Here is a 15,484-nt window from a genome sequence, read left to right as displayed (position 1 = left end):
GCGACGCGATGACATCCAACTCATCGCAAGACCCAACCGACCCCACCGCGCTCGTCGACGACATCATCGCCGAACTTCAAACCGCGTTCCGCACGTCGGTCACCAATCTCAAATTCGCCATCGCCGCCTATGTCCGCGATCGCACGCTGCCGCCCGCCGACGCCGCCGCGAAGGGTCTGTTCGACTATCCGGCGATCCGGCTCACCACCACCGGCGAACAGCGCGAGGGACAGAAGGGGCATAATCTCTCCTTCGGCCGCTTCGAACGCGCGGGCGTCTTCGAAACCACGGTGACGCGCCCCGACCTCTTCGCCGACTATCTCCGCGACCAGCTGATGCTCCTCGCGCGCCACTATGACATCACGCTCGAGGTGAAGCATACGGGGCAGCAGATTCCCTTCCCCTATGTGCTCGACGCCAGCGACGGGTCGGACATGGGCGGCGTCACCCCGCTCGAACTTGCGCGCCATTTCCCGACCACGGAATTGGCCGACATCGGCGACGAGCTCGCCGACGGCCTGTTCGGCGCGGATCCGACCGCATCGCAGCCGCTCGCGCTGTTCGACGCGCTGCGCACCGACTTCTCGCTCGCGCGCCTCCGTCATTACACCGGCACCGCGCCCGAACATTTTCAACGCTACATCCTGTTCACCAACTACCACCGCTATGTCGACGAATTCGTCGCCTGGGCGGGCGCGCAGGTCGGCCAAGGGCGCTACACCGCGCTCGCCGGCGCCGCGGGGCTTTACGTGGACCAGCCCGGCGTCAACGCGAGCGCGCTCGTCGCCGACAGCGCCTGGCGGCGGCACCAGATGCCCGCCTATCACCTCATCGCGCCCGATGGCGGCGGCATCACGCTCGTCAACATCGGCGTCGGCCCGTCGAACGCCAAGACGATCTGCGACCATCTCGCGGTGTTGCGGCCCGAGGCGTGGCTGATGATCGGCCACTGCGGCGGGTTGCGCCCCAGCCAGCGCATCGGCGATTATGTGCTCGCGCACGCCTATCTTCGCGACGATCATATCCTCGACGCGGTGCTGCCGGTCGCGATCCCGATCCCGCCGATCGCCGAAGTGCAGGTCGCGCTCGCGACCGCCGCCGAAACGGTATCGGGCGCGACCGGCGCCGACCTTAAAAAACGGATGCGCACCGGCACCGTCGTCACCACCGACGACCGCAACTGGGAACTGCGCTACACCGACAGCGCGCTGCGCTTTTCGCAATCGCGCGCGATCGGCATCGATATGGAAAGCGCGACGATCGCGGCGCAGGGCTACCGCTTCCGCGTCCCCTACGGCACCTTGCTCTGCGTCAGCGACAAGCCGCTCCACGGCGAACTCAAGCTGCCCGGACAGGCGAACCGCTTCTATGAGGAAGCGATCGCCGCGCACCTCCAGATCGGCATCCGCGCGTGCGAGACGATGCGCGACGAGGGCGCCAAGCTGCATAGCCGGAAATTGCGCGCCTTCAACGAGCCGCCGTTCCGGTAACGGCCGATAATAGACACAACAACTTAACCCAATCCGTTCGCATCGAGCGAAGTCGAGATGCCCATCGGGGTGGCGCAAGTTCGATGGGTGTCTCGACTTCGCTCGACACGAACGGAGAGAGAGGAGCGGCAGAAAACGACCGTTTGTTGCCGTCTCTTACATCGTCGTCCCCGCGAAAGCGGGGATCCAGAGCGCGCGTAGGCTGATCCCGCGCTGGGTTCCCGCTTTCGCGGGAATGACGAATCTTTGGCCTGTCCGCTCACCGCCCCCAAAGCCGACATTCAACCAGGAAGGCGCCAGCGCACCTCAAACATACATGCCCTCGCGCAGGTTGATGCCGTGCTCGATCCACGCTTTCAGCGCGCAGAGCATCTGCGACCAGCCCTGGCAATTGCCGTAGGAGGCGCTGAGCGCGCCCTGATTCTCGCGCCAGCCCTCTTCGGCGATCTCGACGAGCGTGCGCCCGTCGTCGAGCGACTTGAAGCGCATCGTCACCTTGGTGCGATAATCGCTGTCCTTCTGCTCGCCGCCCTCGACATTGTGGGGCTCGCCTTCGCTCGCTTGCCATTCGAGAACGATCTTCTCGTCCTCGACCACCTCGATCACCCAGACCGGAAAGGCGCCGGGAAAATCGTGGAAGTCCCACTCCACCGTCGCGCCGGTCTCGAGCCGGCCCTTGGCGCCGCCCGTCGTGAAATAATGCGACAGTTTAGCCGGATCGGCAACCGCCTCGAACACGTCGTGCACCGGCTTCGCGATCCGCGCCGCGACCCTGAATTTCAGTTCCATGTCCATTCTCCGCTTGAGTCGCCTCTTTTTATGTTATATTTATATAACATGTCAATTCACGACCAGTTCGACGCGACGTTCAAGGCGCTCGCCTCGCCGATCCGGCGCCAGATATTGGACGATCTCAAGGACCAGCCGCTGACGACCGGCGCGCTGTGCGGCCATTTTGCCGACATCGACCGTTGTACGGTGATGCAGCATTTGAAAGTGCTGGAGGAGGCCGGCCTCGTCATCGCCGAGCGCCGTGGCCGCACCCGCTGGAACCACCTCAACGCGGTGCCGATCCAGGACATCCACGACCGCTGGATCGGCCCGCACGCGGCGGCGGCGAGCGCGCGGCTGGCACGCTTCAAACAGGCGGTCGAGGCGCAATAAAAAAGGCCGGGGCGTCGCCACCCCGGCCTTTCATTCGGGATCGACCCCGGCTTACCAGCCCTGCGGTTTGCCCTTGTTCTGTTCGTCGAGCCATGTCTTCAGCGGCGCGAAATAGTCGGCCATCGCCTTGCCCGACATCTCGCGGCTGCCGGTGAAGGCCTGGAGCGCATCGGGCCACGGCTTCGACGCGCCCATTTCGAGCATCGCGTTCAATTTCGCGCCGACTTCCTTGTTGCCGTAGAAGGAGCAGCGGTGAAGCGGCCCCTTCCAGCCCGCCTGCTTGCACGCCGCCTGATAGAATTGGAACTGCAGCACGCGCGCAAGGAAATAGCGCGTGTAGGGCGTGTTGCCCGGGATATGGAATTTCGCGCCCGCGTCGAACGCATTCGCCGGCCGTTCGCCCGGGGGGACGATGCCCTGATATTGCGTGCGCAGCTCGGTCCACGCCTTGTTGTAATCGGCGGGCTGGATCGTGCCGTCGAAGACGCCCCAGCGCCAGCGGTCGACGAGCAGGCCGAAGGGCAGGAAGGCGACCTTGTCCATCGCCTGCCGCAGCAGCAGGCCGATATCCTTGTCGGCGCTCGGCACCTTCGCCTTGTCGAGCAGGCCGATGTCGACGAGATATTGCGGGGTGATCGACAACGCGACGAAATCGCCGATCGCCTCGTGGAAGCCGTCGTTCGCGCCGTTCAAATAGAGGAACGGCTGCTTGTTATAGGCGCGCTGGTAATAATTGTGGCCGAGCTCGTGGTGGATGGTGATGAAGTCGTCGGCATTCACCTTGATGCACATCTTGATGCGGATATCGTCCTTGTTGTCGACATCCCACGCCGAGGCGTGGCACACGACCTCGCGGTCGGCGGGCTTCAGGAACTGGCTGCGCTTCCAGAAGGTTTCGGGCAGCGGCGCCATGCCGAGCGACGAATAGAAATTCTCGCCCGCCTTCACCATGTCGAGCGGGGTCTTGCCCTGCGCGGTCAGCAGGTCGCCGATGTCATAACCAAGGTCGCCGGTCCCCGCGGGTGCGACGAGCGGGTAGATATTGCCCCATTCCTGCGCCCACATATTGCCGAGCAGATCGGCGCGGATCGGGCCGGTCCTGGGCTGCACCGCGTCGCCATATTTCTCGTTGAGTTTCCAGCGGACATAGGTGTGGAGCGCGACATAAAGCGGCTTCATGTCCTGCCAGATCTTCTCGGTCAGCTGGGCGAACTCCTCGGGCGGCATGTCGTAACCCGAGCGCCACATCGCGCCGGTGTCGGCGAAGCCCAGTTCCTTCGCGCCTTCGTTGGCGATACTGACCATGCGCGCATAATCGTCCTTCATCGGCGCGCCGACCTTGTCGTGCCAGCTCGTCCACATTTCGGCGAATTGCGCCGGCGTGTTCTCGAGATTGCCCATCTCGGCCTCGATGTCCGAGCCCGAAATTTCCTTGCCGTTCAGCGTGCCGCGGCCCTTGCCATATTGCGACTGCAGGTCGGTCGCGATCTGGTTGAGTTCGGTCGCGGCGCCCGGCGTCGTCGGCGCGGGCAGCACGATGCCGTTGCGCAATATGTCGAGCTTGCGCCTGGTGTCGGCGCTGAGCCCCGCGACATTCATATATTTCGCGGCCTCGAGCGCATATTTGACCGACTTTTCGGTGCCGACCGCGTTGATCCGCGCCGCCATCGCGTCGGTATCCTCGGTGATATAGGTCGAATTGACCCAGTTCACCTGGCTCGCCTCGACCGTATAGTCGAACAGATCCTTCTCGACCCCGGCGATGAAGGTGTCGGCGTCGGCAGCGGTGGGGGCGGCGGCAGGGGCGGCGGCGGGTGCGGTTTGCGCAAAGGCGGGGGCCGCCACCGCGAGCGACAGGGCAAGCGACAGCGTCGAAATCATGGCTTTCATGGGTGCGTCCTCTGGAATGTTATTTCAGCGCTCTGCGGCGCAATGAGAACAGCTAGGCGCTTGCGGCGAGTCCGGTCAAGCCGTGAGAAAGGCCGCGATCGCCTCGCCGAGCTCGGGCTGCGTCACGCTCGACATGTGCGTCCCCGGAATCGTCGCAAGCCGTGCGTCGGGCAAGGCCCCGACCAGTTCTTCGGCCGAACCATTGTCCTGGTCCTGTTCGCCGCAGACGACGAGCACGGGCATCGTCAGCGCCGCCAGCATCTCCGGCGTCGTGTCGGTGAAGCTGTCGAGCAGATGCCCCGCCGCGATGCGATCGACCTTCATCGTCTTCATGAACTGGATCGACAGCCAGGTGTCGTCGCCGCGTTTCGCGCTTTCATATTCGGCGATCACCCGCTTGAAGAAGCGCCCGCGCCGCTGCCAGCCGGCAAGCCCCGCGAGGCCCATCCCGCCGAGGATCAGCCGCCGCGGCTTCATTCCCGCAACGACCGCGCGCGCGCTCGTCCGCGCGCCGAGCGAGAAGCCGCCGAGGTCGAATTCGGTCAGACCGAGGTGCGCGACCATATCTTCCAGATCGTGCACCAGCACATCGGACGGATAATGCTCCTCCTCGTGCGGCGCGTCGCTCGATCCATGCGCGCGGAGATCGGGCATGATCACGTGATAGCCTTCGCGCGCGACGCGCGCCGCCGTACCGAATTTGATCCAGTTGACCTCGGCGTTCGAGAAGAGCCCGTGGAGCAGGATGATCGGGGCGCCTTCGCCCGTCTCGTGCCACGCCAGCCGCACGCCGTCGCGCGCTTCGAAAAACTTCGGTTCGCTCGTCATGCGACGGCTATGCCTTCTCGACATGCCATCGGGCAAGCGCCGATCAGCGCGGGCGCAGTCCCTTTTGTTCCATGCGCCACTTCGCCATCTCGATCCGGTCCTGCCCGAAAAAGGGTTCGCCTTCGAACACCAGCGTCGGCACGCCCCAATGACCCGCGATTTCAAGCGCGACCTGATTGCCGGCGATTTCATTGTCGAGCGCCTCGGCGTCGCGCGCCGCCTCTTCATCGAGTTCGGCGAGGTCGAGCCCGGCGCGGCGCGCGGCGTCCGCGAGATGATCGCCGATATGCCAGTCCTGCGCGCCGCCCCAGATCAGTTGCCCCGCCTCATGCGCAAAGGCCAGGCCCTTGCCGCGCCGCGCCGCCGCCTGCCCCATCCGCGTCAGTCGATAAATATAGGGCTGCTCCGCCGCGATCGCGCGCGTCGCAAAATCCTGAACGATCGGGTCGGGACGCGGCGGGCCGAAGGGGATGCCGTGAAATTGCGCGACACGGATCATGTCGCGCATCGTGTAGCTCAGCCAATTGGGGTGATTGCGCTCGAAAAAGTCGGGCTGGCGGATTGCGAGCGGATAGACCGGGCGCAAATTGATCGTCACGTCATGGCTCGCGGCGAGCGCGCGATAACGGGCAATCGCCAGATAGCTGTACGGCGAGCGAAAGGACCAGAAAAGGTCGGCGGTCAGAGTCATCCCCACATCCTGCCCGAAAAATAGTGCCATGCAAGCACGGTAAAGAAATTTACACCATATTCGAGGCAGTTGCCAACCCCGAAGGGCGATTGAATATAGTAGCAGTTGCTATTATATGCTGCGCTATGAACGAAACGATCGGATTCTTGCTGAATGACACCGCGCGCCTCTTCCGGCGCGCGTTCAACGCGCGCACGAAGGATAGCGGCATCACCGCGCTGCAGTGGCGGCTGATCACCTACCTCAAGCGTCACGAGGGCATAAGGCAGGGCCCGCTCGCCGAATTGATCGAGGTCGAGCCGATCACGCTGTCGCGGATGGTCGACCGGCTCGTCGAGGCCGGACTGGTCGAGCGTCGCGCCGACCCCGCCGACCGCCGCGCGTGGCAGCTATACCTGACCCCCCGCGCGGGCGCGCTGCTGAACGGGATGCGCGAAATGGCCGAGGCGCTGACCGCCGAAGCGACCGAAGGGCTGAGCGCCGCCGAGCGCGAGCAGCTGATTGACCTCGTCGAACGCGTCCGCGCCAATTTGTCCCGCCGCATCTGCCAAAAAGAAAAAGAGACCGCCTGATGGACCAGCTCTCCCCTTCCCGCCCGCAAGCCGAAGATGCGACGCCGCCGAAGCGCGCGCCGAAGGCCGATCCGCTGCCGGACCCGGCGCCCGCGACCGAAGCCGCACCCAAGGCGAGCTGGCGCACGCGCCTGCTGATGTTCGGCCTGCCCCTCGCTCTGATCGCGGGCGGTGCCGTCTGGTGGCTGACGAGCGGCGGATCGGTGTCGACCGACAATGCCTATGTCCAGATGGACAAGGTGTCGATCGCGGCCGAGGTCGGCGGGCGGATCACCGAAGTTGCCGTCCGCGATGGCCAGCAGGTCGCGAAGGGGCAATTGCTCTTTCGCATCGACGGCGAACCCTATGCGCTGAGCGTCGCGCAGGCGACCGCGGCGATCGACGCCGCCAAGGTCGAGGTGGGCAATCTGTCGGCGAGCGCGAACACGTCGAGCGTCGACATCGCCGCGGCGCGCGAGGACGTGAAGTTCGCGCAGGTGAATTTCGACCGGCAGGCGGCGCTGATGGAAAAGGGCTTCACCACCAAAGCCGCCTATGACGCATCGCGCCACGCGCTCAGCCAGGCACGCGAGCGCGTCCGTCAGGCCGAAGCCGCCGCCACCGAAGCGCGCACCAAGCTCGCCGCGGGTCCGTCGAGCGGAATCAACCCGCAGGTCGAGGCCGCGCGCGTCCAGCGGTCGCAGGCGCAGGTGAACCTCGACCGGACGACGGTGCGTTCGCCGAGCGCGGGGCGCATCGCGCAATCGGACCGGCTGCAGGTCGGCCAGATGATGGTCGCGGGACTGCCCGCCGTCACATTGGTCGACACCGCGCATCCGTGGGTCGAAGCCAATTTCAAGGAAACCGACCTCGCCGACATGCGCGTCGGCCAGCGCGCCGAGATCAGCTTCGACGCCTATCCCGGGCTGACGGTGCGCGGCCATGTGCTGACGATCGGCGCGGGCACGGGCAGCGAATTTTCGGTGCTGCCGGCGCAGAACGCGACGGGCAACTGGGTCAAGGTGACGCAGCGCGTGCCCGTGCGCATCGCGTTCGACGAAAAGCCGTCGCGCGATATGATCGCGGGGCTGTCGGCCGATGTGCGGGTGTTTACGGGCGGCGGTGCGGTTTCGGGGGAATAGGGGTGAGGCGGCATTCTCCCTGCTCTCTCCCCTTCAGGGGAGAGGATAGCGAAGCTTGCTCCGCAGGAGCTAGCGTAGCTTGGAGAGGGGATCGCGGCATTGTTTCCCCTCTCCAACTCCGGCTAGCGAGCAAGCTCGCAAGCCTGCATATCCTCTCCCCTGAAGGGGAGAGGGCAAAGACGCTCTAATGGTCTCCCGCTCGCTCCCCCGTCGCTCCGCCGCCGCGGCGCTGCCCGACGACGACTCCATCCCGCTCCACGAGCGCGTGCGCTATCGCGGCCTGCTCACCGTCGCGGTCATGGGCGCGTCGATCATGCAGATCCTCGACACGACGATCGCCAATGTCGCGATCCCGCACATGCAGTCGGCGCTCGGCGCGACGAGCGAGACGGTGACGTGGGTGCTGACGAGCTATATCCTCGCGTCGGCGATCGCGATGCCGATCACCGGCTGGCTCGCCGACCGCATCGGGCGGCGCGAATTGTTCATGGCGGCCATCGTTGGTTTCATCATCGCCTCGATGGCGTGCGGTGCCGCGCAGACGCTGGAACAGATGGTCGCCTTTCGCTTCCTGCAGGGGATCAGCGCCGCCTTTATCGGGCCACTGTCGCAATCGGTGATGCTCGACATCAACCCGCCCGAACGCCATGCGCGCGCGATGTCGATCTGGGGCATGGGGATTATGATCGGGCCGATTCTGGGGCCGATATTGGGCGGCTGGCTGACCGAAAGCGTCAACTGGCGCTGGGTCTTTTACGTCAACCTGCCCGTCGGACTGCTGACGCTGGCGATGATGTGGGCGCTGCTACCCAGGACACGGACCTCCACCCGCCGGTTCGACCTGTTCGGATTTTCGATGCTCGCGCTGGGACTCGCGGCATTGCAGCTGATGCTCGATCGCGGCGCGCATCTCGACTGGTTCGACAGCATCGAAATCTGGATCGAACTGGGCGTCGCCATTTCGTGTCTGTGGATGTTCATCGTCCATATGTTCACCGCGCGCGCGCCGCTGTTCAGCCGCTTGATGCTCGCCGACCGCAATCTCGTCACCGCGATGGGGTTCATGGTCGTGATCGGCGTCGTGATGTTCGCGTCGATGGCGCTGCTGCCGCCGATGCTGCAAAATCTGTTCGGCTGGCCGGTGATCGATACCGGCGTCGTCCTCGCTTTGCGCGGGATCGGAATCCTGGCGAGCATGTGGGTCGCGGGGCAATTGCTCGGCAAGATCGACGCGCGCTGGATGGTCGGCACGGGTTTGCTGATCGCCGCCTATTCGTTGTGGCAGATGAGTCACTGGTCGCTGACGATGGGGATGCAGCCGGTGATCGTCAGCGGGCTGGTGCAGGGGCTGGGCATGGGGCTGATCTTCATTCCTTTGAACACCATGGCCTTTGCGACCATCCAGCCGCAGTATCGCACCGACGGATCGAGCCTGCTCAACCTGTTCCGCAGCATCGGTGCCTCGGTCGGGATTTCGGTCGTGACCACCCTGCTCGGCGCGAACATCCAGACGAGCCACGAGGACCTGGCAGCACATGTCACCAACAGCTCGGTCGGCCTGCTCGACCCGTCGACCGCCGACCGCTTCGGCATCGCGGGCGACGCGGCGATGGCGATGGTCAATGCGGAGATCAACCGACAGGCGGCGATGGTCGCCTATATCGACGATTTCTGGCTGATGATGTGGGTGACGCTGGCGTCGGTGCCGCTGGTGCTGTTGCTGAGGCCGCCCCGGCCGGGCGGGCCCAAGGCATCGGCGGCGGATATGGGGCATTAGCAGCGGCTGCTTAGGGGTGGGGAGCGGACGTTATCGTGTCAACAGTGTCCTTGGCGGCATTCCAAGCAACATCACTAGCACACTGCCATCCGTCCATTTCTTCGTCTGACTGCTCCGACGTTTGGGGCTACGATTGTTTGTTCCGCTTAATTGAGAAGTACGCAATGGGAACACAAATCAATCCAGAGATGATTCCAGCTTTCCAAAATGGCAATCCAAAAAACACCATTGCCCAATATATGGCCAACACTAATGCTACCGAAATCACCATTCTCATCTGAAGAGGTTGCATACGGGATTTTTCCATACTTTGATCAATCCACCTGCCACTGCCTGAATCGTTCCGCTGATTATAGATCCGGCCACTGAGGCTTTCGCTAGATTTCGAGCGCACCCCACGGGAAAGCTGCATTGCGAATCTTTTCCGCGTTTGATGCGGCACCAGCTGCCGCCGCTAAAGTCTATCCTTGAGAACCGTCGTCCGCAATCGGTCGTCTTCGGACCTTCGCTATCCTGCGATGTCCTGTCATCCCTGATTGCCGGTCGCCGCCGCCGCTGTTAGCCTGACGGCGATCGTCATGGAGGGACTATGCGCTGGACACCGGGTTTCGTTTTCGCTCTCATCCTCGGAGGCGTCGTCCCCGCGGCGGCACAGGACACCGCCCCCGAAAGCCTCGACCAGCTCGGCCCCGAAATCGACGCGCTCTTCGCGAAATACCAGACCGAGGCGCATATTCCCGGCATGGTCTATGGTGTCGTCAGGGACGGCAGGCTCGCCTATGTGAAGGGTATCGGGGTCCAGAACCTCGTCGACAAGCGCCGGGTCACCCCCGACAGTCTGTTCCGTATCGCCTCGATGACCAAGGCGTTCACGGCGCTCGCGATCCTCAAACTGCGCGACGACGGCAAGCTCCGTCTCGACGATCTCGCGGAGCAGCATATCCCCGAGATGAAGGGCTGGACCTATCCGACGAGGGACAGCCCGCGCATCCGGGTGCGCGACCTGCTCCAGCATGTCGGCGGCCTCGTCACCGACGATCCGTGGGGCGACCGCCAGCAAGTGCTGCCGCAGGACGAGTTCACCAGATTGATCGCGGCGGGCGTGCCGTTCAGCCGCGTGCCGCAGAGCCGACATGAATATTCGAACCTCGGCTATGCCTTGCTCGGCCGGATCGTCACCAACGCCTCGGGCATGCCTTACACGGCCTATGTCCAGCGGACGATCCTGGCCCCGCTCGGCATGACAAGCAGCGGTTATGACGCGCCCAAAGCGCCCACGGCGCGCACCGCGCTCGGCTATCGCTGGGAAAACGGCCGCTGGTCGGCGGAGCCCGAAATGGCCGATGGCGCGTTCAACGCGATGGGCGGGCTGCAGGTCAGCGCGAGCGACTATGCGAAGTGGGTCGCCTTCCTGCTGTCGGCCTGGCCGGCGCGCGACGATGCGGACGATGGCCCGGTCAAGCGCGCGACGGTGCGCGAAGTGGCGCAGGGGCTGAACTTCGTCTCGGTGACGAACCGCATCGGTGCGAGCGGCGCGACCGCGTGCAAACAGGCCGCCGCCTATGGCATGGGCTGGCGCGTCGCGCAGGATTGCGACCTCGGGCTTACGCTCGCGCACGGCGGCGGCTATCCGGGCTATGGCAGCCATGTGATGCTGATGCCCGATCATGGCGTCGGCGTCTTCGCGCTGGCCAACCGCACCTATGCCGGTCCGTCGGGCCCCGCGTGGGACACGGCGGTCGCAATCGAAAAGGCGGGACTGCTCAGGGCGCGGTCGATTCCGGTGTCACCGGCGGTGGCCGAAGCCTATGCGGCGGCCAGGGCGGCTTATGCCGCGGGCCATTTGGGGCCGCTGCAAGGCAGACTCGCGATGAATTTCCTGATGGACCGCTCGGTCGACAATTGGGCGGCCGAGTTCGCGGAGCTGAAGAAGGAGGTCGGCGAATGCCCGGCCGACGAACCGCTCGCGCCGATGGGCGCGATGTCGACCGCCTTTCGGCTCGACTGCGAAAAGGGCAAGCTCGACGGGATATTGCTGCTCGCCCCGACAAAGCCGGCGACGGTGCAGGCGCTACGCTTCCGCGTCGTCGCACCCGAGGCGCGACCATAGTCGAAACGGGGTGAGGCTTTAGCAAGGAACGCCTCACCCCGTTTCGCCCTGGACCTTTTGAGAGGGGGCAGGGAAACCTTATCGTGTCTGCCGCGGCCGGATGCCGCAGCGTGCGGCGGCGCGGGTGAAGACGCTGTCCTCGCCGGGCGCGCTCGGCACCGCGATCCATTCGCCGAGACGGCGGAACGGGGTCGCGAGCCATTTCAGCCCGCGGGTGATATCGGCGCTGAAATGATCATGACCGTCATTCCAAACGCGCATGAGCTGCTCGTCTTTCATCGTTCATCTCCTTTCGCTTGGGTGCAGCCTAGATGCCCGCTCGCGCGCCGCACCGCCAACAAAAGGCGTAGACCATATCATAAGCTGAGCTTATAAGGTGGCATGTCCCGCCTGCCACCTCTCGCCGCCGTGCGCACCTTTGAAGCCGCCGGTCGTTTGCAGAATTTCTCGCGCGCCGCCGAGGAACTGGGGCTGACGCAGGCGGCGGTGAGTTATCAGGTCCGCCAATTGGAAGACCGGCTCGGCCGCGCGCTCTTCGTGCGCGAAAAGGGCCGGGTGCGCCTCTCCGAAACGGGGCAGCGTCTGCTCCCCGCGATCAGCAATGCTTTCGCCACGATGGGCGACGCCTTCGCCGCGCTCGGCAGCGACGAAGCCGATGTGCTGACGATCAACGCCGCGACCAGCTTCGGCGGCACCTGGCTCAGCGCGCGCATCGGCAGCTTCCAGCTCCAATATCCCGAGCTCGCGGTGCGCATGGCGATGAGCAACCAGCTGATCGATTTCGACGCGTCGAACGTCGATGTCGCGATTCGCATCGGCAGGGGCGTATGGCCGGGGCTGCGCGCCGATTTCCTGATGCGCCAATATCTTGCGCCGATCGCCTCGCCCGCCTTTATCGAGGAACATGATATCCGCGAGCCCGCCGACCTGCTGCGCGTCCAGCGGCTCGCGCCGAACGACGGCTGGTGGGCCGAATGGTTCGCCGCCGCCGGGGTCGCGACTCCGCCCGTGCCGTCGCGGCGCGGCATCGAACTCGACAGCCAGTTGCAGGAAGGAAGCGCGGTGCAGGCGGGATTCGGCGTCGCGATGATGACCCCGCTCTATTGGCGGACCGAACTGGCGAGCGGCCGGATGGTCCAGCCTTTCGACACCCTCTATGTTTCGGCGGCGTCGGGCATGTGGCTCGTCCATCGCGACAATCGCGTCGGGGTGCGCAAGATCGAACGTTTCCGCGAATGGCTTCACGCCGAACTCGCCAAGGATCGCCACCTGCTTCCCGAGGCGGTGCGCGCGCCGCCGGCTTGACCGGCAACAGCGATGTATATACATAATGTATATACGGAGTGTGCCATGACCAAGGAATATCGCGCCAAAGTTTTCAAGTCGGGCAATTCGCTGGCGCTGCGCCTGCCCAAGGCTCTTGGGCTGGCAGAAGGGACGGAGATGATCGTCCGCGAGGAGCGGGGTGAATTCCGCTTCGAACCCGCCGACAAGCCGAAAGCCAGGATCGACGTCAGCGGTTTCGCGGGCAAGGCGCCGGGGCTCAAGCTCGCGCCGCGCGAGGACTTCGAGGAGCGTCCCAGCACGATTGCCGCCCGCAAGGCAGCCGAGGCGGCAAGGAAGGCGTGATCCGCTATCTGATCGACGCCAATGCCGCCGTCTATGCCATGGATGAGGGGCATGAGGTGCTAACCACACGGATCGCGGATTGCGCGCCGGGCGAAATCGCCATTTCGGTCATCAGCTATGCCGAGGTCGCCTATGATGCTTATGTCGGCAAACCGCCGCCGCCCGAGATTCTCGAGGCATTCATCGAAGCCATACCGCTTGTCCCCTTCGATGAGGCGGCAGCGCGGGTCTATGCCCAATTGCCGTTCAAGCGCGCCCGATTCGACCGTCTGCTTGCGGCCCACGCGCTCAGCATCGGCGCGACCGTGATCACCAACAACGAAGCCGACTTCGCCGACGTGCCGGGGCTGAAGGTCGAAAACTGGACGCTGCCATGACCTTCACCGCGGTTCCGCTCACCCTTTATCCCGACATGTTCCCCGGCCCGCTGGGGCACAGCATGGCGGGGCGCGCGCTCGAAAGCGGCACGTGGCATTGCGCGCCGGTCCAGATCCGCGACTTCGCGGCCGACAAGCACCGCACCGTCGACGATACGCCCGCGGGCGGCGGCGCGGGGATGGTGCTCAAGGCCGACGTGCTGGCGGCCGCGATCGATCACGCCGCGGCGGCGCATCCCGGCCTGCCGGTGCTCGCGATGACCCCGCGCGGAGCGCCGATCACGCAGGCGCGTGTGCGCCAGCTTGCGGCCGGTCCGGGTGCGATCATCCTCTGCGGCCGGTTCGAGGGATTCGATGAACGGATTTTCGATGCGCGGCCGATCGAACAGGTCTCGATGGGCGACATCATTTTGTCGGGCGGCGAGATGGGCGCGCTGCTGCTGCTCGACGCTTGCATTCGGCTGCTTCCCGGCGTAATGGGCGCGGCTTCTAGCGGGGACGACGAATCGTTCGAAAACGGTTTGCTCGAATATCCGCACTATACCCGGCCCGTTAATTGGGAAGGGCGCACGATCCCCGAAGTGCTGCGATCGGGGGATCATGCGAAGATCGCCGCCTGGCGGAAACAACAGGCGGAAGATCATACACGGTTACGCAGGCCGGACCTTTGGGAGCGTCATGTCGATGCTCGGGACCGACCTGCCTCTGGCGCGCGGCAAAAGAAGAAGGAATAGAGGCCATGAACCTCATCCAGACGATCGAAGCCGAAGAAATCGCCAAGGCGGCAAAGACCATTCCGACCTTCCGTCCCGGCGACACGCTAAAAGTGGGCGTGAAGGTGGTCGAAGGCGAACGCACCCGCGTCCAGAATTTCGAAGGCGTGTGCATCGCACGCTCGAACAAGGGCATGGGCTCCAACTTCACCGTGCGCAAAATGTCGTTCGGCGAAGGTGTCGAGCGCGTGTTCCCGCTCTATTCGCCCAACATCGACAGCATTACCGTCATCCGCAAGGGTGCCGTGCGTCGTGCGAAGCTTTACTATCTTCGTGGCCGCACTGGTAAATCGGCGCGTATTGCGGAGCGCCGCGAATACCGGTCGGAAGCCGGCGAAGGCTAAGGAGAGCTTCTCCTCTACAAAGCCGAAACAGCTTTCAAAAACGACCGGTTCCGCCAACAGGCAGAGCCGGTCGTTTTCTTTTGGGCAAAGCGAATTTCATGCAGCAGTCCGTCTTCCCGTTCCAGCCGACGCGGCGCGCCTTCCTTGGCGCGGTGCTGGCGTTTGGCGTGTCGGGCGAGGCGATGGCGCTCACCAATGCGCAGCGGCTGGTGAGTGCGGCGCGGCGGCAGGTCGGCGTCACGCTGTCCTATGATCCCGCCTATAGCGTCCTCCGCTTCCCGAACGGCGATGTCGACCGCGCGAAGGGCGTGTGCACCGACGTCGTGATCCGCGCCTTTCGCGATGCGCTCGGCCTCGACCTGCAGGCCCTTGTAAACGCCGACATGCGTGCCAATTTTGGGGCCTATCCGAAGAATTGGAAGCTGGGGCGCCCCGATCGCAACATCGATCATCGCCGCGTGCCCAACCTTGCGACCTATTGGCGCAGACAAGGCGCCGCGCTTCCCGTGACCGACGATCCCGCCGACTGGCGCCCGGGCGACATCTTCACCCAGATCGTCGGCGGGCGGATGCCGCACACCGGCGTCGTGTCCGACCGCAAGGATACGACGGGCGTGCCGCTCGTTCTCCACAATATCGGCGGCGGAACGCGCGAGGAGGATGCGCTGTTCGACCACAAGCTGACCGGCCATTTCCGCTGGAAAGTCTGAATTACCGA

Annotated in this window: 17 protein-coding genes; 12 read left to right on the top strand and 5 right to left on the bottom strand. The window is 64.6% G+C overall.

Annotation, left to right across the window (positions count from 1 at the left end; translation table 11 throughout):
* Nucleotides 1–8 precede the first annotated feature (8 nt).
* On the top strand, nucleotides 9–1,490 hold the full coding sequence (locus GGR90_RS04700) for an AMP nucleosidase (RefSeq protein ID WP_167919755.1): 1,482 nt from the start codon (nucleotides 9–11) through the stop codon (nucleotides 1,488–1,490).
* A 306-nt stretch (nucleotides 1,491–1,796) separates the two neighbouring features.
* Here GGR90_RS04700 and GGR90_RS04695 read toward each other — a convergent pair whose 3' ends face one another.
* A complete protein-coding gene (locus GGR90_RS04695) occupies nucleotides 1,797–2,279 on the bottom strand; it encodes an SRPBCC family protein (RefSeq protein ID WP_167919753.1) in 483 nt (160 codons plus the stop codon).
* Between the two features lie 48 nt (nucleotides 2,280–2,327).
* Between GGR90_RS04695 and GGR90_RS04690 the strand changes: the two genes are divergently transcribed.
* Nucleotides 2,328–2,654, top strand: coding sequence for an ArsR/SmtB family transcription factor (locus GGR90_RS04690; RefSeq protein WP_167919751.1), 327 nt, complete (start codon nucleotides 2,328–2,330; stop codon nucleotides 2,652–2,654).
* 51 nt (nucleotides 2,655–2,705) lie between these two features.
* Here GGR90_RS04690 and GGR90_RS04685 read toward each other — a convergent pair whose 3' ends face one another.
* The 3 genes from GGR90_RS04685 to GGR90_RS04675 all read right to left on the bottom strand — a co-directional run bounded on the left by GGR90_RS04685 (nucleotide 2,706) and on the right by GGR90_RS04675 (nucleotide 6,063).
* The gene (locus tag GGR90_RS04685) at nucleotides 2,706–4,544 is read right to left on the bottom strand and encodes a M2 family metallopeptidase (RefSeq protein WP_167919750.1); all 1,839 of its coding nucleotides are present in this window, start codon (nucleotides 4,542–4,544) and stop codon (nucleotides 2,706–2,708) included.
* Nucleotides 4,545–4,619: 75 nt separating this feature from the next.
* Nucleotides 4,620–5,372 (bottom strand): alpha/beta fold hydrolase, encoded by a 753-nt coding sequence (locus GGR90_RS04680; protein WP_167919749.1) that lies wholly within the window; start codon nucleotides 5,370–5,372, stop codon nucleotides 4,620–4,622.
* A gap of 43 nt (nucleotides 5,373–5,415) precedes the next feature.
* Complete coding sequence (locus tag GGR90_RS04675) at nucleotides 5,416–6,063, bottom strand: 2-hydroxychromene-2-carboxylate isomerase (RefSeq protein ID WP_167919747.1); 648 nt, start codon at nucleotides 6,061–6,063, stop codon at nucleotides 5,416–5,418.
* 125 nt (nucleotides 6,064–6,188) lie between these two features.
* Between GGR90_RS04675 and GGR90_RS04670 the strand changes: the two genes are divergently transcribed.
* The 4 genes from GGR90_RS04670 (at nucleotide 6,189) to GGR90_RS04655 (ending at nucleotide 11,643) form a co-directional block, all read left to right on the top strand.
* The gene (locus GGR90_RS04670; protein WP_167919745.1) at nucleotides 6,189–6,635 is read left to right on the top strand and encodes a MarR family winged helix-turn-helix transcriptional regulator; all 447 of its coding nucleotides are present in this window, start codon (nucleotides 6,189–6,191) and stop codon (nucleotides 6,633–6,635) included.
* Nucleotides 6,635–7,756, top strand: a complete 1,122-nt coding sequence (locus GGR90_RS04665; RefSeq protein WP_167919743.1) for an HlyD family secretion protein — start codon at nucleotides 6,635–6,637, stop codon at nucleotides 7,754–7,756. The genes GGR90_RS04670 and GGR90_RS04665 overlap by 1 nt, the downstream gene beginning before the upstream one ends.
* 187 nt (nucleotides 7,757–7,943) lie before the next feature.
* On the top strand, nucleotides 7,944–9,533 hold the full coding sequence (locus GGR90_RS04660; RefSeq protein WP_167919741.1) for an MDR family MFS transporter: 1,590 nt from the start codon (nucleotides 7,944–7,946) through the stop codon (nucleotides 9,531–9,533).
* 589 nt (nucleotides 9,534–10,122) lie between these two features.
* A complete protein-coding gene (locus tag GGR90_RS04655) occupies nucleotides 10,123–11,643 on the top strand; it encodes a serine hydrolase domain-containing protein (RefSeq protein WP_167919724.1) in 1,521 nt (506 codons plus the stop codon).
* Between the two features lie 78 nt (nucleotides 11,644–11,721).
* Here the strand turns inward: GGR90_RS04655 and GGR90_RS04650 are convergent, their stop codons facing one another.
* On the bottom strand, nucleotides 11,722–11,922 hold the full coding sequence (locus GGR90_RS04650) for a hypothetical protein (RefSeq protein ID WP_167919722.1): 201 nt from the start codon (nucleotides 11,920–11,922) through the stop codon (nucleotides 11,722–11,724).
* A gap of 102 nt (nucleotides 11,923–12,024) precedes the next feature.
* On the opposite strand from GGR90_RS04650, the gene GGR90_RS04645 reads away from it, so the two are divergent.
* The 6 genes from GGR90_RS04645 to GGR90_RS04620 all read left to right on the top strand — a co-directional run bounded on the left by GGR90_RS04645 (nucleotide 12,025) and on the right by GGR90_RS04620 (nucleotide 15,476).
* Nucleotides 12,025–12,948 carry a LysR substrate-binding domain-containing protein gene (locus GGR90_RS04645; protein ID WP_167919720.1) on the top strand — a complete coding sequence of 308 codons (924 nt, stop codon included), beginning with the start codon at nucleotides 12,025–12,027 and terminating at the stop codon, nucleotides 12,946–12,948.
* 45 nt (nucleotides 12,949–12,993) lie between these two features.
* Nucleotides 12,994–13,272, top strand: coding sequence for an AbrB/MazE/SpoVT family DNA-binding domain-containing protein (locus GGR90_RS04640; RefSeq protein ID WP_209023559.1), 279 nt, complete (start codon nucleotides 12,994–12,996; stop codon nucleotides 13,270–13,272).
* Nucleotides 13,269–13,649, top strand: coding sequence for a PIN domain-containing protein (locus GGR90_RS04635; RefSeq protein WP_167919715.1), 381 nt, complete (start codon nucleotides 13,269–13,271; stop codon nucleotides 13,647–13,649). Before GGR90_RS04640 ends, GGR90_RS04635 begins: the two co-directional genes overlap by 4 nt.
* Nucleotides 13,646–14,383, top strand: coding sequence for a tRNA (guanosine(37)-N1)-methyltransferase TrmD (gene trmD, locus GGR90_RS04630; RefSeq protein WP_167919713.1), 738 nt, complete (start codon nucleotides 13,646–13,648; stop codon nucleotides 14,381–14,383). Before GGR90_RS04635 ends, trmD begins: the two co-directional genes overlap by 4 nt.
* Before the next feature lie 5 nt (nucleotides 14,384–14,388).
* The gene (rplS, locus tag GGR90_RS04625) at nucleotides 14,389–14,766 is read left to right on the top strand and encodes a 50S ribosomal protein L19 (RefSeq protein WP_037513643.1); all 378 of its coding nucleotides are present in this window, start codon (nucleotides 14,389–14,391) and stop codon (nucleotides 14,764–14,766) included.
* A 98-nt stretch (nucleotides 14,767–14,864) separates the two neighbouring features.
* Nucleotides 14,865–15,476, top strand: a complete 612-nt coding sequence (locus GGR90_RS04620) for a DUF1287 domain-containing protein (protein ID WP_167919711.1) — start codon at nucleotides 14,865–14,867, stop codon at nucleotides 15,474–15,476.
* Nucleotides 15,477–15,484: the final 8 nt, after the last annotated feature.

It is taken from the genome of Sphingopyxis italica (assembly GCF_011926545.1).
Taxonomy (GTDB): Bacteria; Pseudomonadota; Alphaproteobacteria; order Sphingomonadales; family Sphingomonadaceae; genus Sphingopyxis; species Sphingopyxis italica.
Note: the sequence above shows the minus strand (reverse complement) of the source record. Positions and strands in the feature narration are given on the sequence as shown.

What these genes read in the sequence shown, in the direction of transcription:
- GGR90_RS04660 (WP_167919741.1), top strand. Translation starts at nt 7,944, where the DNA reads ATGGTCTCCCGCTCGCTCCCCCGTCGCTCCGCCGCCGCGGCGCTGCCC.
- GGR90_RS04620 (WP_167919711.1), top strand. Translation starts at nt 14,865, where the DNA reads ATGCAGCAGTCCGTCTTCCCGTTCCAGCCGACGCGGCGCGCCTTCCTT.
- GGR90_RS04670 (WP_167919745.1), top strand. Translation starts at nt 6,189, where the DNA reads ATGAACGAAACGATCGGATTCTTGCTGAATGACACCGCGCGCCTCTTC.
- GGR90_RS04690 (WP_167919751.1), top strand. Translation starts at nt 2,328, where the DNA reads ATGTCAATTCACGACCAGTTCGACGCGACGTTCAAGGCGCTCGCCTCG.
- GGR90_RS04650 (WP_167919722.1), bottom strand. Translation starts at nt 11,922, where the DNA reads ATGAAAGACGAGCAGCTCATGCGCGTTTGGAATGACGGTCATGATCAT.
- GGR90_RS04655 (WP_167919724.1), top strand. Translation starts at nt 10,123, where the DNA reads ATGCGCTGGACACCGGGTTTCGTTTTCGCTCTCATCCTCGGAGGCGTC.
- GGR90_RS04685 (WP_167919750.1), bottom strand. Translation starts at nt 4,544, where the DNA reads ATGAAAGCCATGATTTCGACGCTGTCGCTTGCCCTGTCGCTCGCGGTG.
- trmD (WP_167919713.1), top strand. Translation starts at nt 13,646, where the DNA reads ATGACCTTCACCGCGGTTCCGCTCACCCTTTATCCCGACATGTTCCCC.
- rplS (WP_037513643.1), top strand. Translation starts at nt 14,389, where the DNA reads ATGAACCTCATCCAGACGATCGAAGCCGAAGAAATCGCCAAGGCGGCA.
- GGR90_RS04680 (WP_167919749.1), bottom strand. Translation starts at nt 5,372, where the DNA reads ATGACGAGCGAACCGAAGTTTTTCGAAGCGCGCGACGGCGTGCGGCTG.
- GGR90_RS04640 (WP_209023559.1), top strand. Translation starts at nt 12,994, where the DNA reads ATGACCAAGGAATATCGCGCCAAAGTTTTCAAGTCGGGCAATTCGCTG.
- GGR90_RS04675 (WP_167919747.1), bottom strand. Translation starts at nt 6,063, where the DNA reads ATGACTCTGACCGCCGACCTTTTCTGGTCCTTTCGCTCGCCGTACAGC.
- GGR90_RS04695 (WP_167919753.1), bottom strand. Translation starts at nt 2,279, where the DNA reads ATGGAACTGAAATTCAGGGTCGCGGCGCGGATCGCGAAGCCGGTGCAC.
- GGR90_RS04700 (WP_167919755.1), top strand. Translation starts at nt 9, where the DNA reads ATGACATCCAACTCATCGCAAGACCCAACCGACCCCACCGCGCTCGTC.
- GGR90_RS04665 (WP_167919743.1), top strand. Translation starts at nt 6,635, where the DNA reads ATGGACCAGCTCTCCCCTTCCCGCCCGCAAGCCGAAGATGCGACGCCG.
- GGR90_RS04645 (WP_167919720.1), top strand. Translation starts at nt 12,025, where the DNA reads ATGTCCCGCCTGCCACCTCTCGCCGCCGTGCGCACCTTTGAAGCCGCC.